Raw genomic sequence first — 20,801 nt, forward strand, 5'->3', positions numbered from 1 at the left:
CAGACGGCTCCGAAAGCCCGCTTCATCGCCATCCGAACAGTTGCGCTCGGCCCGGGGACCTGCCCGCCGACAAGGACGACCACCATGAGCCAGACCAAGCCACGCACCCTCTACGACAAGATCTGGGACGACCACCTGGTCGCCGAGCAGGAGGGCGGCACCTGCCTGATCTACATCGACCGCCATCTCGTCCACGAGGTCACCAGCCCGCAGGCCTTCGAGGGCCTGCGCCTGACCGGCCGCAAGGTGCGGCAGCCGGAAAAGACCCTCGCCGTCGTCGACCATAACGTGCCGACCTCGCCGGACCGCGTGCTCGGCATCAAGAACGAGGAGAGCCGTATCCAGGTCGAGGCGCTGGCCCAGAACGCCGCGGATTTCGGCATCGAGTACTACGACGCGGCCGACCGCCGGCAGGGCATCGTCCACATCATCGGGCCGGAGCAGGGCTTCACCCTGCCGGGCACGACGATCGTCTGCGGCGACAGCCACACCTCCACCCACGGCGCCTTCGGCGCGCTGGCGCACGGCATCGGCACGTCGGAGGTCGAGCACGTGCTCGCCACCCAGACGCTGATCCAGGCCAAGGCCAAGAACATGCTGGTCGAGGTCAACGGAAAGATCCCGGACGGCGTCACCTCCAAGGACATCATCCTGTCGATCATCGGCGAGATCGGCACGGCCGGGGGCACCGGCTACGTCATCGAATATGCCGGCGAGGCGATCCGCGCGCTGTCGATGGAAGGCCGGATGACCGTCTGCAACATGTCGATCGAGGCGGGCGCGCGCGCCGGCCTGATCGCGCCGGACGAGACGACCTTCGCCTATATCGCCGGCCGGCCGCGGGCGCCGAAAGGCGACGCGTTCGATCGCGCGGTGGACTACTGGCGCACGTTGGTTTCCGATCCGGGCGCGCATTACGACAAGGTCGTGCGGCTCGACGCGGCGAGCCTGCCGCCGATCGTCTCCTGGGGCTCCTCGCCGGAGGACGTCGTGGCCGTCGACGGCGTCGTGCCGGACCCGGCCGCGATTGACGACGAGGGCAAGCGCCGCTCCAAGCAGAGGGCGCTGGAGTATATGGGCCTCACCCCAGGCACGCCGATGACCGACATCACCATCGACCGCGTGTTCATCGGCTCCTGCACCAACGGCCGGATCGAGGATCTGCGCGCCGTCGCCGGCATCGTCGAGGGCCGCCGGGTCGCCGACACGGTCTCGGCGATGATCGTGCCGGGCTCGGGCCTCGTGAAGGCGCAGGCCGAGGCCGAGGGGCTGGACCAGATCTTCAAGGCCGCCGGCTTCGACTGGCGCGAGCCGGGCTGCTCGATGTGCCTCGGCATGAACGAGGATCGCCTCGCGCCCTACGAGCGCTGCGCCTCGACCTCGAACCGCAATTTCGAGGGCCGGCAGGGCCACCGCGGGCGGACCCACCTGGTTTCGCCGGCGATGGCCGCCGCCGCCGCCATCGCCGGCCGCTTCGTCGACGTGCGCCACTGGCGCTGAGGCTTTCGCGCGACCGGAAGCAAAAAAACCCGCGCCGGCAGGACCGACGCGGGGTTTTTCGATGAATGGACCGACGTCCCTCAGTAGTTGCGCCAGTCCTCGTCCTTGGCTTCCTCTTCTTCCGCTTCCTGCACGTCGAGCGGAATGTCGCGGCCGATCAGGCTCTCGTCATCCTTGCGCCCATGGAAGGCGTTGTCGGTACGCTCGATGGCGTTGTCGAGGACGCCGTCGTCGTCGGTCTCTGCGTCCCGTGGCGGTGGCTTGCCCTCGGGCTTCGGATCCGGGTCTGGCATGGTCGAACTCCTCATCTCGTTCGCAGAAGAACCCGCATCGCGTCCGGCCGTTCCCTCTATTCGCCCGGCACCGGTTCCACCGGCATGTAGAGATCGCCGCCCTGGCGGTAGCGTTCGGCCATCGCCGCCATGCCCTCTTGCCTGTCGGCGTCCTGCCGGGCGGCGTCGCGGATGTCGTGGCTGATCTTCATCGAGCAGAATTTCGGCCCGCACATCGAGCAGAAATGCGCCAGCTTGTGCGCCTCCTTCGGCAGCGTTGCGTCGTGGAAGGAGCGGGCGGTGTCTGGATCGAGCGACAGGTTGAACTGGTCCTCCCAGCGGAACTCGAAGCGGGCTCTGGACAGCGCGTCGTCGCGCAGCCGGGCGGCCGGGTGGCCCTTGGCGAGATCGGCGGCGTGGGCGGCGATCTTGTAGGTGATCACCCCCACCTTGACGTCGTCGCGGTCGGGCAGGCCGAGATGCTCCTTCGGCGTGACGTAGCAGAGCATCGCCGTGCCGAACCAGCCGATCATCGCCGCGCCGATCGCCGAGGTGATGTGGTCGTAGCCGGGGGCGATGTCGGTGACGAGGGGTCCGAGCGTGTAGAACGGTGCATCGCCGCAGAGCTTCACCTGCAGGTCGACATTCTCCTTGATCTTGTGCATCGGCACGTGGCCGGGCCCCTCGATCATCACCTGGCAGCCCTTGGCGCGGGCAATGGCCGTGAGCTCGCCCAGCGTCTCCAGTTCGGCGAACTGCGCCGCGTCGTTGGCGTCGGCGATGGAGCCCGGCCGCAGCCCGTCACCCAGCGAGAACGACACGTCATAGGCTCGACAGATGTCGCAGATCTCGGCGAAATGCTCGTAGAGGAAGCTCTCGCGGTGATGGTGCAGGCACCACTTCGCCATGATCGAGCCGCCGCGCGACACGATGCCGGTCACGCGCTCGGCGGTCAGCGGGATATGGGCGAGGCGGACGCCGGCGTGGACGGTGAAATAGTCGACGCCCTGCTCGGCCTGCTCGATCAGCGTGTCGCGATAGACCTCCCAGGTCAGCGCCTCGGCGATGCCGTCCACCTTCTCCAGCGCCTGGTAGATCGGCACCGTGCCGATCGGCACCGGGGCGTTGCGGATGATCCAGTCGCGGATGTTGTGGATGTTGCGGCCGGTGGAGAGGTCCATCACCGTGTCGGCGCCCCAGCGGATCGCCCAGACCAGCTTGTCGACCTCCTCCTCCATCGACGAGGTGACGGCGGAATTGCCGATATTGGCGTTGATCTTGGTGAGGAAGTTGCGCCCGATCGCCATCGGCTCGAGCTCGGGATGGTTGATGTTGGCGGGGATGATCGCCCGGCCGGAGGCGACCTCGTCGCGCACCCATTCCGGGGTGATGAGATCGGGGATCGCCGCCCGGAAGGGCTCGCCGTCGCGCACCGGGGCGGCCTTCCCGGCGCGGCCGAGGTTCTCGCGGATGGCGACGAACTCCATCTCGGCGGTGACGATCCCGGCGCGGGCGTATTCGTACTGCGTCAGCGGCCGCCCCTCGATCCCCCGGCGCGGGGCGTTCGGGACGGGGAAGGCAGGCGTCACCTTTTCCGCCGGCAGATTGCCGTTGTCCTCCGGCCGGACCGGGCGCGCGGCGCAGAATTCGCTGTCGCCGCGAGCGGCTATCCAGGCCTCGCGATGACGCGGCAGGCCGCGGGCGATGTCGGCCTCCGCCGCCGCGTCGGTGAACGGGCCGGACGAGTCGTAGACGCAGAGGTCGGGCTCGCCGGCGCTCGGATGGACCGCGATGGCGCGCATCGGCACGCGGATGTCCGGAAAGAGGCTGCCGGGGACGTGGATCTTGGTCGAGGCGGGCAGCGGTCCGGTGGTGACGGCCGGCTGCGGTCGTGTGGGCATGGTCATGGTCTCTCCCTGCGCTCTGCGCCGTGGAGATCCAGTCCCGCCGTGGGTGATCGAAAAGGGCCGCGTGCCGACAGGCCGCCTCGTGGGGCGGCAGGCCGACAGGTCTTCAGATGACGAGGCTGCTCATCGTGCGCGGCTTTTCCCATCCCTACGCCAGTATGAACTGGATCAGGTTCACAGGGTCGCCGCGCGCTTCGCCTCTAGGCGGCCGTCAGCCTCTCAGTTCCTTGCCGGAACTCCCCTTGGATGGCGCGACGGTAGCAGCGGCAGGCCGGCTGTCAAGCGTCGACGGGCGTCGCGGAAGCGCACGGGCTCGCGCGCCGCGGACCGGAGCCATGGCGATGGGCCTATCTGGCAGAGATGGTGAATGGCCGCTTCAGCGGCGTGACAGGCGGGAAAGCCGCAGCTCACCCAACCCCCTCAGTATCGACGGACCGCCCTGCGGGCGCCGTCTCCCCGACTGCCGATGGCAGCCCCCCGGGGCGTGAGCCGGAGGCTCAGAGTACGTCCAGGCTGACGCTGGCGGTTCCGGAGCTGATCATGCCGATGCGCGAGGCGGCGCCCTGCGACAGGTCGATGATCCGCTTGCCATGGAACGGGCCGCGATCGTTGATGCGCACGACGACAGACTTGCCGTTGCGGCGGTTGGTCACCTTCACCTTGGTGCCGAAGGGCAGGGTGCGGTGGGCGGCGGTCATGGAATTCATGTTGAAGCGTTCGCCGTTGGCGGTGGTGCGTCCGTGGAACCGCTTGCCGTAGTAGGATGCGGCGCCCGATGCCACGTGGCGTGGCTGCGCGACGACCTCGTCCGTCCCGCCTGCGTAGCCGCCGGCGAGCGTGCCGGCGAAGAGGGCTGCGGTCAGGGCGGTTCTCAGAAGAAGCTTCATGCGACTTTTTTCCAGCGATCATTTCGATGGCGTCTCTCTCGGCAACTCCTGTGACGAAAACTTGAAGGGAATAGGGTCATTCCAAGATCGTGGAACTTTTCGCGGGTTTGGCGCAAGACAGTGACCTGCCGGAGAATATTTGTCCCGACGCTGGCGCAATCGCGTCAAAACCGTCGCATTCGCGCCATGGTTCGCGGACTGGAAAGGGCGCGGCAGTTAACCCGGGTGGCCATGCCGGATCAGAGGGCCAGCGGCGGCGTCCGGCCGCCGCGCTCGAGTTCCCACTCCGCCTGCAGCGCTTCTTCCTCGAACGACAGCACCAGGTAATTGCGCTCCGCCACGTAGGTCCAACGCTGTCCGGGCAGCGGATGCAGCCGGATCGGCTGGCCGGGCAGCGGCGATTGCCCGAACCGCGCCAAAAAGCCGAGCAGCATCGGATAGGACCGCGACGGCGCCGGATGGGAGATGCCGGAGGCCACCAGCTGATGCAGCTGCGACCCGTCGGTAAGCCGCATCTCGCCGCGGGTCGCCAGGTGGATTTCGCCGGAGACGAGGGTGAGCGGTTGGTCGGCCGCCTCCTGCCGGGCGGCGAGAAGCGAGAGGAAGCGGATCCATTCGTCGCGGTGCACCCGGCTCTGCCACTGGTCGCGCATGTCGTCCTCGTACTTGTTGCGCACCGGCAGCATGTCCGCCACCGCCTCGACCCAGCTGAGGCGCGGGCCGAGCGCCGGCACGCTGGACATCATCAGGACGCGGTTGCGCGCCGGAGTCGCGGCCAGCGCCGACTCGAGGAAGGACCAGCCGGCCGACCCCATGACCTGGTCGGGCCGCCGTTCGCTGCGAAGATCCGGCGCTAGGATGGTCAGGCCCGGAAAGCCGATGGCGAGGCCGAGCGTCGCGCCGCTGCGGTCCGGGACGGTCGCGGGCAGGGCCGCGTCGCTCCCGGCGACCTGGAAGAGCAGGAACATGTCGCGGGCCGCCGCGAACAGGCCCCGGCCGACCGGGCTGTCGAGCAGCGCCCCCGGATGGCTGCCCCAGCCGTCGATGATGTCGTGGTCGTCCCACATCATCACCGAGGGAACTTCCGCGGCGACGGTCCGCATCGCGGTGCGGCCGAAATTGCCGAGATAGCGCTCGAAGTAGAAGCGCCGCACGGCTGCGTCGGCTTCCGGCTCGAAGCCGATGTCGCCGCGGGCGTCGCGCGGCGCCGCCGCCCAGCGTTCGACGCTCGGATGGGCAAGAAGGACGTCGTCGGCATAGAGCTGGTCGCCACCCTGCAGCATCAGCGCGAAGGGCGTGCGGCGATGCTCGGCGGCGAGGCGCTCCCACATCGCGTCGCGCTCGGTGTCGAGGCGGTCGAGATCGCCGGTCTCCTGGCCATTGCAGGAGACATAGACGATGCGCCGGTCGCTCGCGGCGGGCGAGGCGACGGTGAAACGCTCGCCGCCCAGCCGGTAGGCGGAATCGCGGTCGGCCGGCAGCGAGAAATCGTAGCGCCACACCGTCCGGCCGAAACACGTCGCCAGCACGATCGGTCGGGCCGGGTCGCCCGAATCAGGCAGAAGCTCGGGGGCGCCGATGCCGTCGGGCAGCACCAGCAGGGCGGCCAGGTCATGCCGTTCGCCGTCGCCCCCGCGGGCATAGAGGATCGGCCCGGCGATGGCGGCGGTCGCGGTGCCGGTGGAGTGGTCGCCGATCATCGTGCGGCCTGCCTCGGCCGTCGCGGACAACGGTCCGGCATCCCGGGGAATGCCGAAGGACCTAGGGGCGTGCGGTCGGGCTGACGACGCGGCCGCCGCGTTCGGCAAGCGTATTCGTGGAGGCGGACGATGCGGCGACCACCGCCTCGGCGGGAGTCTCCGGACGGCCGGCAGGCAGGGGTGCAGCCGTCGTCACGCCGGGCAGGGCAGCATTCGCGGCCGGCGCGGCGTCTGCCGCGGTCGCCGCGACGAGGTCCGGCGTGGCGGTGGTGGGTGCCGTGGACGCTTCGGCTGCCGGGCGCGCCGGCGTCGCGTACTTGCGGGCAAGGCCGTTCCACAGCGCCAGGAACGGGCTCGCTTCGGCCGGCTTGCGCACCGGCTTGAGGGCTGCCGCGACGGGTGCCGGCGTCGCCCCGCTCGCGCCCTGGCGCATGCCGTCGATCGCCCCCGAAGCGCCGGCTGCGGCGACTTCCGCCTGCGAGGCATGCTTGAAGTCCGGCCGATGGCGGCGCGAGACCTTCTCGTAGAACGCATTGCCGCCGGCGATCGCCGTGTAGTGCATGTTCCCGTAGGGAAACGACAGGCCGGCGGTGTGGAAGAAGCGCGCGTCGCGGACCGGCTCGTGGCGCTCGCCGGAGAGCACGCGGTAGGCGGTCTTCATGGCGAGATCCTTGCCGGCGCCCATCGTGCGGGTCATGACGCCCGGCGCGAACTGCTTGGGCTGCGCGACCACGGCGCAGACGTCGCTCGGATATTCCCCGGACTCCACGCGGTTCATCACCACCGTCCCGACCGCCATCATGCCGCTCTCGCTGGAGCGGTTGGATTCGAAATACATCGCCCGGGCGAGGCATTCCTGGCTGGGGCCGTAGCTGAGCGGCTTGACCGCCTCCTCGAGGTCCGCGCCCGTGCCGACGCAGCCGGCAAGGGCGAGCGGCGGCAACAGCACGATGGCGGACAGCGACAGGCGGCGGGAGGGTCGGATCGTCTTCATGACGCATCCGTGACCGCACAATGATGACCGCAAGCGGGCGGGTTGCGATCCGGGCGTGGCCGGCGGGCCGTTTACCCGCCCGGTGTGGCCTCGCTGCGTCAGTCGCCGCGCCGGTCAGACCCGCCGCTCGACCATCATCGTGCGGATCTCGGCGATGGCCTTCGCCGGATTCAGGCCCTTCGGGCAGGTCTGGGTGCAGTTCATGATGGTGTGGCAGCGGTAGAGCTTGAACGGATCCTCGAGGTCGTCGAGACGCTCGCCGGTCGCCTCGTCGCGGGAATCGATCAGCCAGCGATAGGCCTGGAGAAGCACGGCGGGCCCGAGATAGCGCTCGCCGTTCCACCAGTAGGACGGGCAGGCGGTCTGGCAGCAGAAGCACAGGATGCACTCGTAGAGCCCGTCGAGCTTCTCGCGGTCGGCGTGGCTCTGGCGCCATTCGCGCTCGGGCTCCGGGGTCTCGGTCTTCAGCCAGGGCTCGATCGAGCGCAGCTGCGCATAGGGGACGGTGAGGTCGGGCACCAGGTCCTTGATCACCGGCATGTGCGGCAGCGGGTAGACCTTGATGGCGCCGCTCACCTCGTCCATGCCCTTGGTGCAGGCCAGCGTGTTGGCGCCGTCGATGTTCATCGCGCAGGAGCCGCAGATGCCTTCGCGGCAGGAGCGCCGCAGCGCCAGGGTCGAGTCGACCTTGTTCTTGATCCACAGGAGCGCGTCGAGGACCATCGGCCCGCAATCGTCGACATCGACATAGAACGTGTCGGTGCGCGGATTGGCGTCGTCGTCCGGCGACCAGCGGTAGATCTTGAACTCGCGGATGTTGGTCGCGCCCTGCGGCCGGTCCCACACCTTGCCTTCGGTGAGGGTGGAGTTCTTCGGAAGCGCAAGCTCGACCATGATCAGTCCAATTTCAGATGGGGATCGTCACGATTGGAATCGTTCGCAACATAAAGGTTGCGGTGCAAAACGCCAGAGACGAAACCGCGCAGGGAACCATTGAATCGGTTGAATTATCCGGCGATTTGCCGGGTTTTGTCAGCGGTTCCGGCTCTCGCCGAGCGGGGTTTCCCGGATGCCGGCCCGGCGTTTGCCGACCGCTTCCGCAACGGCGCGCGCGGCGTCTGCGGAAATCAGCCCCTGCTCGGCCGAGAGTGTCGCCGCCGCCTCCAGGCTCGCGCCGATGGTGACCGGGACGCCGGCCGACCGCAGCGCGGCGAGCGCCTCCGTCACCGCCGGGCTGTGTCCCTCCGGCGTGACGTCGCGGATGTGGACGGCGAGCACGCGCCCCGGATGCCGCCGGTTCGCCTCGGCATAGATCGCCGCGTCGCGCTGGCCGGAATCGCCAATCAGCAGGAAGGGCAGATGCGGATAGGCGTCCATGACCCGCTCGATCATCGCCAGCTTGTGGGTGTCGTGGCTGCCGGTGAACCATTTGGTCTCGTCGATGCCGAAATCGCGCAGCAGCATCGGGCCCACCGGGATGGCGTGAAGGCGCATGAACCGCTCGAACAGGTCGAAGAGGTTCCACGGGCTGGAGGAGACATAGAAGATCGGGTTGGTTTCCGGCCCGGCCTCGCCCCGCGTCAGCGCGCGGTAAAGATGCGTGACGCCGGGAAACGCCGTGCGGCTCTCGGCAGAATTGGCGACGACCGTCCGCCAATGGCGGAAGAGATTGGTGGCGCCGGTTTCGACGATCGTGTCGTCGATGTCGGAGATGATCCCGAAGCGGGCCTCCGGCGGGACCAGCCGTACCGGGACGCTGGCGCCTAGCGGTCGCCAGTCGTAGCCGGGGACGTCCGTCAGCGTCAGGTCGACATGGGTCCAGGCCCCGCCGGCCGGGATGTCCGGCGCCTCGACGGTGAAATCGAAGAAGCCTTCGCGGTCGGTGGTCGCGGTGCCGGACCGGCCGGCGCCTTCAAAGGCGAGTTCGGCGCCGGCAATTTCGTCGGACTCGTAGCGGCGGAACGTCAGGCGGAGATTGGTGAGAAGGGAATCGCTGTGCAGGGCCGAGACCACGCCCTCGTCCTCGACGACGCGCCCGCGCACCCAGAGGCTCTTCGCCGTGCCGAAGCCGAGATAGGGCAGGATGATCGGTGTGCCGAGGAGCCCGGCGCGGCGCTTCAGCCCGTGTCGCAGGCGCGACCAGCGCCGTTCCGCCGAAAGGGCCAGGGAGTGAAGCATCGATCCGGTCATGGCGGTTCGCGGCGAAGAAGGGGGAGCCGGGCGTCCGGCTCCCCCTCGGTCGTCAGTTGGCCGGGGCGGCGCCATCGGCCGGCGCGGCTGCGCCCGGTGCGGGTGTTGCCGGAGCAGGTGCTGCCGGAGCGGCAGGCGGCGTCGCCTGCGGGGTCGCGCCTTCTGCCGGCTCCACGAAACTGCCGGTCACGCAGGCCTCGGACGTGGCATTGAGGAAGGCGAAGATCGTCGCCTGGTCGGGCTGGCCAACACGGCCGTCGCCCAGCATCCGCTCGGCCACCGGCGGCGCGACGACGCTGGCGATCAGATAGTCACGCTGCGGGTCTGACAGCTTCTCCAGCGCCTGTTCGGCAAGGCATTTGCAGGCGAGCGGGGTCATCTGCTTCATCTGCACGCCACAGAGACCGGCGATCAGCTCGACCTGGTTGCCTTCCGAGACGCGCGGCAGCTCGAACTTGTCGCCGACGGCGTTGCGGGGCTGGTCGGACTGTTGCTCGTCCGTATCCGTGTCGTCGGAGCCGTCGACCGTCGTCGTCCCCCCACCCGGTCCGCCCGAGGGGGTGATGTCGCTGGCGTCGCCGCCGGAGGCAGCTGGATCCTGCGGCGTCTCCGTCGCGGCCGGGTCGGGTGCGGCGTCGCTGCCCGTCGTTTCGGCCGGCGCTTGCGAGGCGGCGGGCGCCGGATCGCTTTGCGCCTGAGCGGCGAGCGGCAGGGCGCCGAGCGCGAGGATCGTCAGGCCGGCGAGGCCGGCGCGTTTGAACTTGTCCATCATTCCTCCGAATTGCTTGATCCGGCCGCTTGCTCGGGCCGGTGAAAGGTGTCCCCACCCAGACCTAGGGCCGCAGCCGCGATGTGGCAGCCCGGGCGGGCCACCGCGTCGCGGCAACGGCAAGCCTGACCAGCCGGCGCATGGCCGGCCGATCGCGCGGCTCCTCGCGGCGTTGCTCAGTAAACCCGCTTCTTCGGCTCGATATAGTCGATCTGGTTCGACAGCGTGTAGGTGTGCACCGGCCGGTCCTCGAGCGACACCGTCCTTGCCGCCGTGTCGGCGAAGGAGAGCGTGTGCTTCATCCAGTTGGCGTCGTCGCGGTCGGGGAAGTCCTCGCGGGCGTGGGCGCCGCGCGACTCGGTGCGGTTGCGGGCCGAATCCATGGTCACCACCGCCTGGGCGATGAGATTGTCGTATTCCAGCGTCTCGATCAGGTCGGTGTTCCAGATCAGCGAGCGGTCGGTGACCCGCACGTCCTCCGACCCGGCCCAGACCTCGTGGATCTTCTCGTGGCCTTCCTCGAGAATCTCGCCGGTGCGGAACACCGCGCAGTTCGACTGCATGGTCTGCTGCATCCGGTCGCGCAGCACCGCCGTCGGCGTGCCGCCATTGGCGTAGCGGAAGCGGTCGAGACGGGCGAGGGAGTTGTCGCCGGCGCCTGCCGGCAGGTCCGGCTGGTCCTCGCCCGGCGTCACCGTCTCGGCGCAGCGCAGCGCCGCGGCGCGGCCGAACACCACGAGGTCGATCAGCGAGTTGGAGCCGAGCCGGTTGGCGCCGTGGACGGAGACGCAGCCCGCCTCGCCGACGGCCATCAGGCCGGGCACCACCGAGTCCGGGTCGCCGTTCTTCTTGGTCAGCACCTCGCCGTGATAGTTCGTCGGGATGCCGCCCATGTTGTAGTGGACCGTCGGCAGCACCGGGATCGGCTCGCGGGTGACGTCGACGCCGGCGAAGATCCGCGCCGATTCCGAGATGCCCGGCAGCCGCTCGTGCAGCACGGCCGGATCCAGATGGTCCAGATGCAGGAAGATGTGGTCCTTGTTCTTGCCGACGCCGCGGCCGTCGCGGATCTCCATGGTCATGGACCGCGAGACGACGTCGCGCGAGGCGAGATCCTTGGCCGAGGGGGCGTAGCGCTCCATGAAGCGCTCGCCGTCGGAATTGGTCAGGTAGCCGCCTTCGCCGCGGGCGCCCTCGGTGATCAGGCAGCCGGCGCCGTAGATGCCGGTGGGGTGGAACTGCACGAATTCCATGTCCTGCAGCGGCAGGCCGGCGCGCAGCACCATGCCGCCGCCGTCGCCGGTGCAGGTATGGGCCGAGGTCGCGGAGAAATAGGCACGGCCGTAGCCGCCGGTGGCGAGGATGGTCTTCTTGCCGCGGAAGCGGTGGATCGTGCCGTCATCCATGTTGATGGCGACGACGCCGCGGCAGACCCCTTCCTCGTCCATGATCAGGTCGATGGCGAAATACTCGATGAAGAATTCCGAGGCATAGCGCAGCGACTGGCCGTAGAGCGTGTGCAGGATGGCGTGGCCGGTGCGGTCGGCGGCGGCGCAGGTGCGCTGCGCCGGGGGGCCGTTGCCGTAGTCGGTGGTCATGCCGCCGAACGGCCGCTGATAGATGCGCCCGTCCTCGGTGCGCGAGAACGGCACGCCGAAATGCTCGAGCTCGTAGACCGCCTTCGGTGCCTCGCGCACCAGGTATTCGATGGCGTCCTGGTCGCCCAGCCAGTCCGATCCCTTGACGGTGTCGTACATGTGCCAGCGCCAGTCGTCCGGGCCCATGTTGCCGAGCGACGCGGCGACGCCGCCCTGCGCCGCGACGGTGTGCGAGCGGGTCGGGAAGACCTTGGTGATGCAGGCGGTCTTCAGCCCGGCCTGCGCCGCGCCGAGGGTGGCGCGCAGGCCGGCGCCGCCGGCGCCCACGACGACGACGTCGAACGTGTGGTCGACGAAGCTGTAGGCCTTGCCGTTCTGTGCCGGGGCCGAACGATGCGGCTGGCCGGCGCCGTTGACTTTGCCGTTGCTGGCCATGGTCAGGCTCCGAAGCTCATCTTGACGATCGCGAACAGGCTGGCGCCGGCGACGGCGACCGAGAAGAAGGTGTTGAGGATGAGCAGCGGCAGCTTGGCGCCACCGTGGACATAGTCCTCGATGATCACCTGCATGCCGAGCCGCATATGGATGGTCGCCGACACCGTCACCAGGGCCATGGCGATCCCGACCAGCGGATTGGCGAAGGCCGACCGCAGCTCGAGATAGCTGGCATCCTGCAGCGCGACGAGGAGGATCACGAAGAAGGTGATCAGCACGACGTTGGCGACCGCGGTCAGGCGCTGCTGCCAGAAATGGCCGGTGCCGTCGCGGGCCGAGCCAAGGCCGCGGACGCGGCTGAGCGGTGTCCTGAAATTCTGCATCACCGTCTCCTCAGCCGAACGCCAGGACGGCGATCCAGAGGATCAGCGTCATCGCGAGGGACGCCACCAGCGTGGCGATGGCGAGTTTCGTCGAGGTCTCCTTCGACAGGCCGTGGCCGGTGTCCCAGATCAGATGCCGGATGCCGCCGAACATGTGGTGGAGCAGCGCCCAGCTGTAGCCGAACAGGATGATCCGCCCGACGATCGAGCCGAAGAAGTCCGACGCCGTCTCGAAGGCATCCGGGCCGCTCGCGGCGGCGACGAGCCACCAGACGAGCAGCAGCGTGCCGCCGTAGAGCGCCGCGCCGGTGATGCGGTGCAGGATCGACATCGCCATGGTGGGGCGGAATTTGTAGATCGTGAGATGCGGCGACAGCGGCCGCGCTGATCTGAGGTCGGACATGGGTGCCTTCTCGTCCTCGCATTCGGTTTCTCCGCCGCGCGGCATGAGCGGGATCGCCCGATGCTGCACAGCGATGAGACGTCGCCTAAAAGGACTATCGCAGCTGCGAACGCAAGGCTGCTGACGGCCCGCCGCTGCGGCATCGGCGGCTTAATCGATTAGTTGCGTCAACAGCGCGCGGGCAAGTTCTCCCGATCTCGATCGCCCCGGACCCCTGCGCCGAATCAGCGCTTGTCGAGGGCCCGGTCGTTGAAGCGGATGACGAAGCTCGCCCAGTCGGCCGGCTCGGCCACCCGCTCGTAGAGGCCGCGGCCGGCGCCCGGATTGCGCGGCGCGTGCAGCACCAGTTTCGACCAGCCGCGGCTGTCGGCCTCTTCCGCCAGGAGGTCGATCATCGCCTTGGCGATTCCCTTGCGGCGATGGCGATGGGCGACGAAGATATGGTCGGCGAGCCCGGAGCGCATGCCGGTCCACAGATCCGGGATGTCATAATAGAGCACGAAGCCGACCAGTTCGCCATCGAGGCGCGCGCCGAGCACCTCGGCCGTGCGGTCCTGCAGCAACTGCTCGGCGTAGAACGTGTCGGGCGCGCCCGGAGGGCCGCGAAACAGCGACTGGTTGTAGGCCGAGATCAGCGGCGCGAGCTCGCGGGCGTCGCTGAGCCGAAGCCGTCTGATGTCGATGTCCGGGGCGGGCGTCTCCATGACGCTGGTTTGCGGGCGAATGCCCGAAGGGTCAAGCCGAAAGCGGCGGACCGGCGCCGGCGTTGCCGTCACCCGGCGTCCTGGTCTAGGCATCGGCGATGCAGGACATGGGCGAACTGATCGACGAGCTGGACCGGTGGGCGGACGAGGGCCGCAGGCTCGAGGCGTGGTGGCGGGACGACGACGCGGTGCGGCCTTCGCCGGCGCTCGGCCGGCTGACGCAGGCGGCTTCGAGCCGCGGCCTGCCGCTGGCGCTGGCGGTGATCCCGGCCGCGATGATCCCGGAGCTCGCCGGCGCGCTCGCTGATCCGTGCCTGACGGTGCTGCAGCACGGCTTCGCGCACCGCAACCACGCCGTCTGCGGCGCCCGCGCGGTGGAGTGCGGCGGCGTCCGGCAACGCGACGCCCTGCTCGGCGATCTGGCGGCCGGCCGCGACCGGCTCGAGGCGATGTTCGGCGCGCGCTTCGTGCCGGCGCTGGTGCCGCCCTGGAACCGCATCGAGCCCGACGTCGTGCGGGCGCTGCCCGGCCTTGCCTATCGCGGGGTGTCGCTGTTCGGGTCGCGCCCAAGCCCGCCACAAGCTGCCGGATTCGCCGAGATAAACACGCATCTCGACCTCCTGACCTGGAAGGGCGGGGCGCGGTTTGCCGGGCGCGACAAGCTGATCCGGCTGGCCGCCGAGCGCATCGCCGACCGGCGCCTCGGCCGCACCGATCCGCAGGAGCCGTTCGGCCTTTTGACGCATCACCTCGATCACGACGGGCAGACCTGGGATTTCCTCGGCGAACTGCTCGACACGCTGGCGGCGCACGGGTCGGTCCGGTTCCGCGGCGCCGCCTCCCTGTTTGCCGCCGCCCCGGCGCCCGAAGCCGGGTCGCCGCGCCCATGAGTCCCGTCGTGCGGCCTGCCGGAGAAGCCGATATCGAGCCGGTCGCCCGGCTGCTGCACGAGCGGATGAATGCCCGCATCCCGGCCGAGCGCTGGCGGCGGCTGCTCGACTATCCGTGGCGGCCGGCGGACGTGGAGCGCGGCTGGCTGGTCGAGGATGGCGGCCGCATCGTCGGTTTCATGGGCACGATCTACAGCGACCGGCCGGTGGGCGGCGGCATGCAGCGCTTCTGCGACCTGTCGTCCTGGTATCTGCTTTCCGACTATCGCGGCGACGGCACCGGCGACGAACTGCTCCGGGCGGGCATGGCGAAGACGGGCGTGACCTATGCGACGATGACCGCACGCCGGGCCACCGGCCGCAAGATCCGCGCCCTCGGCTTCGACGTCCTCGACGCGGCGCGCAGCCTGTTCCGGCCGCGGCAGGGCAGGGACCGGGCGCCGCTCACCTGCCTGCGCGACCCGGCGGCGATCCGCGAGCGCCTGGCACCATCGCAGCGGCAGGTCCTCGACCTGCATCGGGGCTTCGACATCCATCACGCGCTGGTCGGCGATCCGGGGCTTTGGCTGGTGTATCAGCGCAAGCTGAAGGGCGATGCCGTCGCCTATCACGAAATCCTGCACGCCAGCGATCCGGCCTGCCTGTCGGCCGCGGCACAGTCCGTCGCCGATACGCTGGTCACCGGCGAGAACGGCGTGCTGGCGGTGGATTCGCGCTGGATGGCTCCTGACGACGATCAGGGCGCTGTCGAGCCGATCGCGCTCGCCCGGTGGTTCCGGTCGCCGGACCTGGCGCCGGCGGCGGTCGACCATCTGTTCTCCGAGGTCATCCTGCTCGACCAGAAGCTGCCCTGAGGCGCCGCTAGGGATCGAGCACGACGATGTCGATTGGGTGCGCCACGCCCTGCACCATGCAGCCGCTGCGCAGTTCCGCCGGCACCTCGGTGCTGAAACCCTGCGCCAGCGCCAGGGCGTAGGTCTCGCTCGTCGTCAGCGCCGCGGTCTGCTCGGACTTGTTGTGCTTCTCGAGCTTGGCCGCGAGGTTCACCGCGTCGCCGATCACCGTGTATTCGAGGCGGAACTCGTCGCCCAGCGCCGCGAACACCACCCGGCCGGCCGTCGCCGCGCCGTTCATGCGAAGGGTCAGCCCCTCCAACTCGGTCGCCGTCGACCATTCGCGGGCGATCGCCATGATCTCCACCAGCGCGTGCAGCGCGTCGGCCGCCGCCGTCTTCGAGGGCCGCGTCGCGCCGAAGGTCGCGAGCACGCCGTCGCCGAGATATTTGTCGACGACGCCGCCATGGCGCTGGACGACCGGCACGATCAGCCGGTGCAGGCCGACGAGGGTCTGTACCGCGTCCTTCGGCTCGCTGCGGTTGACGAAGGCGGAGAAGCCCCGGATGTCGAGCACGATGATCGCCGCGTCGCGCTCCTGCGCCGCGCCCGCGACGACGGCGGAGGGTGCCTCGGTGATGGCGCGTTCGACGTCCTCGGGCAGGAAACGGCGTAGTTCCTCGCGCTCGATCTGCTCGCGCGTCGCCACCGCGAGCAGGCGCTTGGCCCGGGCCAGCGCCAGCGCCAGCACCGTCGTCAGCAGCAGGATCGCGACGATCTTGTCGATCTCGGCACCGATCAGGATGCCGTTGCCCTGCAGATAGGCGACGTAGCTGCGGGTGATGCTCTCCGCCCCGGAGGCCCGGATCGCATAGAGCGTCATCAGGAACCAGCCGACGGCGGCCGTCGCCCCGGTCGCCAGCACCCAGGCCGGCTCGAAGCGGAGAGCGCGGATGGCGATGAAGACGAAGACGTACATCACCGTCGGCGCCCGCAGGTAGAAGCTCGCCGTCTGCCCGTACTGGATGTGGAAGTACCAGATCAGCCCGAACAGCAGCACGACGTCGACGAGGATGGAGAAGGCCAGGAACCAGGCCGGCATGCGCATCCGGTAGGAGAGGAACAGCCGCAGGCCGGTAAAGGCGAGGTAGATCGCCAGACTCACCGGGACCGGCTGCTGCATCAGCGCGTCGGTCGGCCGCGGCGCGACGAGGTAGAGGATCGCCAGGAAGCTGCCGAGGGTCAGCTGCACCCAGCCGATCAGCTGCTCGCTGCGCCGATCGAATTGCTGGACGACGTCCTGCACGCGGTCGGGAATCGTCCGGCCCGGCGGAGAGCCCTTGAACGGCGCCAGGAGTTGCGTGCGTCTTGCCATGTCGCGTATGGGCCTGCCGTTGTCGTCCGGACCGTCACCTTGTTTGCGCCGCCGGCGGCCCCATCTCGGTGCGGCTATCGCCGATGCCGCCGACACCGGGGCGTGCGATCTTGCGTCGCAGCAGAAAAGACGCCAATCTATGGTGCAGGAAGCAGGGCAGCGGTGCCAGGAGTTTTTGATGCAAGCTCGCCCTCCCCGCGTCCTGATCTACAGCCATGACACGTTCGGGCTCGGCCACCTGCGGCGTTGTCGCGTCATCGCGCAGGCGCTGGTCGCCCACCGCCCGGACATCACCATTCTCATCGTCGCCGGCTCCCCAGTGGTCGGATCGTTCAGCTTCCCGCCGCAGGTGGACTTCATTCGCGTGCCCGGCGTGGTCAAGCTCGGCGCCGACACCTACGCGCCGTCCAATCCCGGCCTGACGCTGGAGGATCTGACCGAGATCCGCAGCGCGGTGATCAAGAAGACCGCCGAGATCTTCAATCCGGACATCTTCATAGTCGACAAGGAGCCGCTCGGCATGCGCGGCGAGGTCGAGGAGTCGCTCCAGCTGCTGCGCCGCAACGGCGCCCGGCTGGTGCTCGGGCTGCGCGACATCATGGACGAGCCGTCGCGGCTGGTCGAGGAGTGGACCCGCAAGGACGCCTTCGCCGCCATCGAGAACCTCTACGACGACATCTGGATCTACGGCCTGCCGCAGATCTGCGACCCGCTCGCCGGCATCGGGGTCTCGGAGGCGGTGCGCCGGAAGGCGGTGTTCACCGGCTATCTGCACCGGGCCGACGAGCCCTCGGGCGCCCTGCCGGAGCGCATCCGGCTCGGCGAGAAGCCATACGTCTTGGTCACCACCGGCGGCGGAGGCGACGGCGCCATGCTGGTCGACTGGGTGCTGCGCGCCTACGAGAGCGACACGGGCATCGGCGTGCGCGCCAAGATCGTGCTCGGACCTTTCATGGACGCCGCGCTGCAGACCGACTTCAAGCGCCGCGCGGCCAAGCTCGACGCGGTCGACGCGATCACCTTCGCCGCGAGCATCGAGCCGCTGTTCGAGAATGCGGTGGGTGTCGTCGCGATGGGCGGCTACAACACGTTCTGCGAGATCCTCTCCTTCGACAAGCCGGCGGTCGTGGTGCCGCGCAGCCAGCCGCGGCTGGAGCAGCAGATCCGTGCCTCGCAGGCCGAGGCGCTGGGCCTGCTGCGGATGCTACCGGACGACCGCTTTGAGGACGCCGCGGCGATGGCCGCGGCGATCCGGGCGCTGCCGACCCAGGCGCGGCCGAAATCCGCGGCGATCGACGGCATCCTCGGCGGGCTGGAGACGATCTGCGCCCTCACCGACGGCTACATCGCGGCGGGCCGGGGCTCCGGCTCGCGCGGCGGGGCCTGGAGCGGCAAGACCCGGCCGCTCCTGCCGAGGACCGGTACGGGATGAAAGTGGCGTTCTACGCGCCGATGAAGGCGCTGGACGATCCGACCCCCTCCGGTGACCGGACGGTGGGCCGCCTGCTGGTCGCGGCGCTGAGGAGGGCGGGCCACGACGTCGTCGTTCCCAGCCGCCTGCGCAGCTACGACCGCGGCAATCCGGAGCGCCAGCGCCGGCTGCGCGACGTCGGACGGCGGCTCGCCGACCGACTCGCCGCGCGTCATAGCGGGCCGGGGCGCCCGTTCGACCTCTGGTTCACCTATCACCTCTATCACAAGGCCCCGGACTGGCTGGGGCCGCGGGTCGCAGGGCATCTCGGCATTCCCTATGTCGTCGCCGAGGCCTCGGTCGCCGGCAAGCAGCGCGGCGGGCCCTGGCAGACGGGCCATGAGGCGAGCCTGGCGGCGCTGGAGCAGGCCGCCCTGGTGATCGGCCTCAACCCCGCCGACCGTGCCGGCGTCACGGCGCATCTGCGGCCGCAGACGCGCTATCTCGACCTGCCGCCGTTCGTCGAAACCGCGCCCTTCGCCGGCGCGGCCGATGCGCGGGCGCCGTCGCGCGCCCGGCTCGCCGCCCGGCACGGACTCGATCCCGCGCTGCCCTGGCTGGTCACCGTGGCGATGATGCGCGACGACCAGAAGCTTGCCTCCTATCGCGTCCTCGCCGCGGCGGTGGCGCGGCTCGACAGGACGCGCTTCCAGCTGCTGGTGATCGGAGCGGGTCCGGCCGAAGCCGCGGTGCGCTCGGCGCTGGCGCCGCTCGGCACCGGCGTCACGTTTCACGGCGCGGCCGACCCGCGCGAACTTCCCGAACTCTATGCGGCCGGCGACATCTATGTCTGGCCGGCCATCAAGGAATCCTGGAGCATGGCATTCATCGAGGCCCAGGCGGCGGGGCTGCCCGTCGTCGCGGGACGCAGCGGCGGCGTCGCCGGCGTCGTCGAGGACGGCGTCACCGGCATCCTGGCGGCGGAGGGCGATGCGGCAGGCTTCGCGGCGGGCGTCGCGCGCCTGCTCGATCCGGCGGTCCGCTCGGCGATGGGCCGGGCGGCGCGCGAACGGGCGCTGGCACGCCACGACATCGGGGCTGCGGCGCTGCGGCTCGACACCGCACTCCGCGCCGTCGTCGCCGCGGGCGGAATGCCGCTGCAGGCGGTGGCGGTCTGATGCGCGTCCTTTTTCACGTGCAGCATCTGCTTGGGGTTGGCCATCTGCGGCGGGCCGAGCTTCTGGTCGCGGCCATGGCCGAGCGCGGCATGGCGGTCACCGTCGCGCTGGGGGGCATGCCGGTGGCGGAAATGCCGTTCGCCGGCGCCGAGATCGCGCAGCTGCCGCCGACCCGGCTCGACGGGGCGAACTTCAAGATCCTCTACGACGCCGACGGCAACCCGATCACCGACGCCTGGCGCGACGCCCGTCGCGACTCGCTGCTCGGCCTCTACGAGCGGCTGCAGCCCGACATCGTGCTGCTGGAGATGTTTCCGTTCGGCCGCTGGCGGTTCCGCTTCGAGCTGGAGCCGCTCCTGGCGCGCGCCGCCCTCGACAGGCCGCGGGTCAGATGCGTCGCCTCGGTCCGCGACATCCTGGTCGAAACCAAGCATCCGGAACGGGCGGTGCGGGGCGCCGAGATCGCCCGCGACCATCTCGATGCGGTGCTGGTCCATTCCGATCCGTCGCTGTTCACCTTCGCCGAGACCTACCCGCACGCCGCAGCGCTCGCCGACCGCACCCATTACACCGGCTACGTCACCGAGGCCGCCGACCGCCGCCGCGGCGAGCCCACCGGCGAGGTGATCGTCTCGGCCGGCGGCGGCGCGGCGGCCGGATCGCTGATGGCGACGGCGATGGACGCGCGGCCCCGGACGCCGCTCGCCGACCGTGTCTGGCGCTTCTTCACCGGCCCGCGCTGCCCGGATGACGTCTTTGCGGCGCTGCGGGCAAGGGCCGATGCGCGGACCATCGTCGAGCGCTTCGACCCGCAATTCCAGCAGCGCCTCGACGGCTGCGCGCTGTCAATCTCGCAGGCCGGCTACAACACGGTGATGAACCTCCTGCGCGCCGAAGCGCCGGCGGTGGTCGTGCCCTATGCGGAAGGTGACGAGACCGAGCAGGAATATCGCGCCCGGCGGCTGGAGGCGCTGGGCCTCCTGTCCGTGGTGCCGGAGACGGCGCTGTCGCCGGCGACGCTGACGGCCGCGATCGGGGCGGCGCTGGCGGGTTCGGCGGCGGCAAGGCCGAGCATCGACCTCGACGGCGCCGCGAACGCCGCCCGGATGCTGGCGGAACTCGCGGAGGCGGCGCGGGACGCGCGGCCGGCGGGTGCCGCAAGCCCCCCGGCAACGCGAAAATCCGCATGACGTCACGGCGGCGCGAATGCTATGCCGGCAAAGGTTGCGATCGCCCTGCCGGGCACGCCCGATGGGTGCGCCCCGGCGCCTGGACCGACCCGGCGGCGGCCGTCGCGTGAGCCGCGCCGAGGACCTGCGGCCGGCGGGAATGGTGGGGGAGGGGTCGGGAATTGGCCAGCGACGCACCGGTT

Annotated in this window: 19 protein-coding genes and 1 riboswitch; of the genes, 6 read left to right on the plus strand and 13 right to left on the minus strand. The window is 69.8% G+C overall.

The genetic code is table 11. The features are described from left to right. The first annotated feature begins 84 nt into the window (after positions 1-84). Positions 85-1,500 carry a 3-isopropylmalate dehydratase large subunit gene (gene leuC / locus LXB15_RS20515; protein ID WP_233950196.1) on the plus strand — a complete coding sequence of 472 codons (1,416 nt, stop codon included), beginning with the start codon at positions 85-87 and terminating at the stop codon, positions 1,498-1,500. A gap of 80 nt (positions 1,501-1,580) precedes the next feature. Here leuC and LXB15_RS20520 read toward each other — a convergent pair whose 3' ends face one another. The 12 genes from LXB15_RS20520 to LXB15_RS20575 form a co-directional block, all read right to left on the minus strand. Beyond that, the gene (locus LXB15_RS20520; protein WP_233950197.1) at positions 1,581-1,793 is read right to left on the minus strand and encodes a hypothetical protein; all 213 of its coding nucleotides are present in this window, start codon (positions 1,791-1,793) and stop codon (positions 1,581-1,583) included. Positions 1,794-1,849: 56 nt separating this feature from the next. Next, the gene (gene thiC / locus LXB15_RS20525) at positions 1,850-3,679 is read right to left on the minus strand and encodes a phosphomethylpyrimidine synthase ThiC (RefSeq protein ID WP_233950198.1); all 1,830 of its coding nucleotides are present in this window, start codon (positions 3,677-3,679) and stop codon (positions 1,850-1,852) included. Positions 3,680-3,807: 128 nt separating this feature from the next. Then, positions 3,808-3,932, minus strand: a riboswitch (TPP riboswitch). A 244-nt stretch (positions 3,933-4,176) separates the two neighbouring features. Next, positions 4,177-4,566, minus strand: a complete 390-nt coding sequence (locus LXB15_RS20530; protein WP_233950199.1) for a septal ring lytic transglycosylase RlpA family protein — start codon at positions 4,564-4,566, stop codon at positions 4,177-4,179. Positions 4,567-4,805: 239 nt separating this feature from the next. Continuing rightward, a complete protein-coding gene (locus tag LXB15_RS20535; RefSeq protein ID WP_233950200.1) occupies positions 4,806-6,296 on the minus strand; it encodes an alkaline phosphatase D family protein in 1,491 nt (496 codons plus the stop codon). Between the two features lie 31 nt (positions 6,297-6,327). Then, the gene (locus tag LXB15_RS20540; protein ID WP_233950201.1) at positions 6,328-7,260 is read right to left on the minus strand and encodes a cell wall hydrolase; all 933 of its coding nucleotides are present in this window, start codon (positions 7,258-7,260) and stop codon (positions 6,328-6,330) included. A gap of 114 nt (positions 7,261-7,374) precedes the next feature. Beyond that, on the minus strand, positions 7,375-8,154 hold the full coding sequence (locus LXB15_RS20545) for a succinate dehydrogenase iron-sulfur subunit (RefSeq protein ID WP_233950202.1): 780 nt from the start codon (positions 8,152-8,154) through the stop codon (positions 7,375-7,377). Positions 8,155-8,292: 138 nt separating this feature from the next. Further along, on the minus strand, positions 8,293-9,438 hold the full coding sequence (locus tag LXB15_RS20550) for an App1 family protein (RefSeq protein WP_233950203.1): 1,146 nt from the start codon (positions 9,436-9,438) through the stop codon (positions 8,293-8,295). Between the two features lie 64 nt (positions 9,439-9,502). Next, positions 9,503-10,219 carry a hypothetical protein gene (locus LXB15_RS20555; RefSeq protein ID WP_233950204.1) on the minus strand — a complete coding sequence of 239 codons (717 nt, stop codon included), beginning with the start codon at positions 10,217-10,219 and terminating at the stop codon, positions 9,503-9,505. Between the two features lie 176 nt (positions 10,220-10,395). Then, complete coding sequence (gene sdhA, locus LXB15_RS20560; RefSeq protein WP_233950205.1) at positions 10,396-12,252, minus strand: succinate dehydrogenase flavoprotein subunit; 1,857 nt, start codon at positions 12,250-12,252, stop codon at positions 10,396-10,398. A gap of 2 nt (positions 12,253-12,254) precedes the next feature. Then, the gene (gene sdhD, locus LXB15_RS20565; RefSeq protein ID WP_233950206.1) at positions 12,255-12,635 is read right to left on the minus strand and encodes a succinate dehydrogenase, hydrophobic membrane anchor protein; all 381 of its coding nucleotides are present in this window, start codon (positions 12,633-12,635) and stop codon (positions 12,255-12,257) included. 10 nt (positions 12,636-12,645) lie between these two features. Further along, positions 12,646-13,038: a succinate dehydrogenase, cytochrome b556 subunit gene (gene sdhC, locus LXB15_RS20570; protein WP_233950207.1), complete on the minus strand. Its 393-nt coding sequence runs from the start codon at positions 13,036-13,038 to the stop codon at positions 12,646-12,648. A 224-nt stretch (positions 13,039-13,262) separates the two neighbouring features. Further along, a complete protein-coding gene (locus LXB15_RS20575; protein WP_233950208.1) occupies positions 13,263-13,742 on the minus strand; it encodes a GNAT family N-acetyltransferase in 480 nt (159 codons plus the stop codon). 107 nt (positions 13,743-13,849) lie between these two features. Here LXB15_RS20575 and LXB15_RS20580 point away from each other — a divergent pair, with 107 nt between their 5' ends. Beyond that, on the plus strand, positions 13,850-14,632 hold the full coding sequence (locus LXB15_RS20580; protein ID WP_233950209.1) for a polysaccharide deacetylase family protein: 783 nt from the start codon (positions 13,850-13,852) through the stop codon (positions 14,630-14,632). A gap of 8 nt (positions 14,633-14,640) precedes the next feature. After that, positions 14,641-15,486, plus strand: coding sequence for a GNAT family N-acetyltransferase (locus LXB15_RS20585; RefSeq protein WP_233950210.1), 846 nt, complete (start codon positions 14,641-14,643; stop codon positions 15,484-15,486). 7 nt (positions 15,487-15,493) lie between these two features. Here the strand turns inward: LXB15_RS20585 and LXB15_RS20590 are convergent, their stop codons facing one another. Continuing rightward, a complete protein-coding gene (locus LXB15_RS20590) occupies positions 15,494-16,840 on the minus strand; it encodes an adenylate/guanylate cyclase domain-containing protein (protein WP_233950211.1) in 1,347 nt (448 codons plus the stop codon). 178 nt (positions 16,841-17,018) lie between these two features. On the opposite strand from LXB15_RS20590, the gene LXB15_RS20595 reads away from it, so the two are divergent. The 3 genes from LXB15_RS20595 to LXB15_RS20605 are packed head-to-tail and all read left to right on the plus strand — an operon-like array spanning position 17,019 to position 20,619. Then, positions 17,019-18,272, plus strand: a complete 1,254-nt coding sequence (locus LXB15_RS20595; protein WP_233950212.1) for a glycosyltransferase family protein — start codon at positions 17,019-17,021, stop codon at positions 18,270-18,272. Further along, positions 18,269-19,429 (plus strand): glycosyltransferase family 4 protein, encoded by a 1,161-nt coding sequence (locus LXB15_RS20600; protein WP_233950213.1) that lies wholly within the window; start codon positions 18,269-18,271, stop codon positions 19,427-19,429. Before LXB15_RS20595 ends, LXB15_RS20600 begins: the two co-directional genes overlap by 4 nt. After that, positions 19,429-20,619, plus strand: a complete 1,191-nt coding sequence (locus LXB15_RS20605) for a glycosyltransferase family protein (protein ID WP_233950214.1) — start codon at positions 19,429-19,431, stop codon at positions 20,617-20,619. The genes LXB15_RS20600 and LXB15_RS20605 overlap by 1 nt, the downstream gene beginning before the upstream one ends. Positions 20,620-20,801 lie beyond the last annotated feature (182 nt).

It is taken from the genome of Aurantimonas sp. HBX-1 (assembly GCF_021391535.1).
Lineage (GTDB): Bacteria > Pseudomonadota > Alphaproteobacteria > Rhizobiales > Rhizobiaceae > Aurantimonas.

Bases quoted from the DNA above. Each gene is read 5' to 3' on its own strand.
- leuC (WP_233950196.1), top strand. From the start codon at position 85: ATGAGCCAGACCAAGCCACGCACCCTCTACGACAAGATCTGGGACGAC.
- LXB15_RS20520 (WP_233950197.1), bottom strand. From the start codon at position 1,793: ATGCCAGACCCGGATCCGAAGCCCGAGGGCAAGCCACCGCCACGGGAC.
- thiC (WP_233950198.1), bottom strand. From the start codon at position 3,679: ATGACCATGCCCACACGACCGCAGCCGGCCGTCACCACCGGACCGCTG.
- LXB15_RS20530 (WP_233950199.1), bottom strand. From the start codon at position 4,566: ATGAAGCTTCTTCTGAGAACCGCCCTGACCGCAGCCCTCTTCGCCGGC.
- LXB15_RS20540 (WP_233950201.1), bottom strand. From the start codon at position 7,260: ATGAAGACGATCCGACCCTCCCGCCGCCTGTCGCTGTCCGCCATCGTG.
- LXB15_RS20545 (WP_233950202.1), bottom strand. From the start codon at position 8,154: ATGGTCGAGCTTGCGCTTCCGAAGAACTCCACCCTCACCGAAGGCAAG.
- LXB15_RS20550 (WP_233950203.1), bottom strand. From the start codon at position 9,438: ATGCTTCACTCCCTGGCCCTTTCGGCGGAACGGCGCTGGTCGCGCCTG.
- LXB15_RS20555 (WP_233950204.1), bottom strand. From the start codon at position 10,219: ATGGACAAGTTCAAACGCGCCGGCCTCGCCGGCCTGACGATCCTCGCG.
- sdhA (WP_233950205.1), bottom strand. From the start codon at position 12,252: ATGGCCAGCAACGGCAAAGTCAACGGCGCCGGCCAGCCGCATCGTTCG.
- sdhD (WP_233950206.1), bottom strand. From the start codon at position 12,635: ATGCAGAATTTCAGGACACCGCTCAGCCGCGTCCGCGGCCTTGGCTCG.
- sdhC (WP_233950207.1), bottom strand. From the start codon at position 13,038: ATGTCCGACCTCAGATCAGCGCGGCCGCTGTCGCCGCATCTCACGATC.
- LXB15_RS20575 (WP_233950208.1), bottom strand. From the start codon at position 13,742: ATGGAGACGCCCGCCCCGGACATCGACATCAGACGGCTTCGGCTCAGC.
- LXB15_RS20580 (WP_233950209.1), top strand. From the start codon at position 13,850: ATGGGCGAACTGATCGACGAGCTGGACCGGTGGGCGGACGAGGGCCGC.
- LXB15_RS20590 (WP_233950211.1), bottom strand. From the start codon at position 16,840: ATGGCAAGACGCACGCAACTCCTGGCGCCGTTCAAGGGCTCTCCGCCG.
- LXB15_RS20595 (WP_233950212.1), top strand. From the start codon at position 17,019: ATGCAAGCTCGCCCTCCCCGCGTCCTGATCTACAGCCATGACACGTTC.
- LXB15_RS20600 (WP_233950213.1), top strand. From the start codon at position 18,269: ATGAAAGTGGCGTTCTACGCGCCGATGAAGGCGCTGGACGATCCGACC.
- LXB15_RS20605 (WP_233950214.1), top strand. From the start codon at position 19,429: ATGCGCGTCCTTTTTCACGTGCAGCATCTGCTTGGGGTTGGCCATCTG.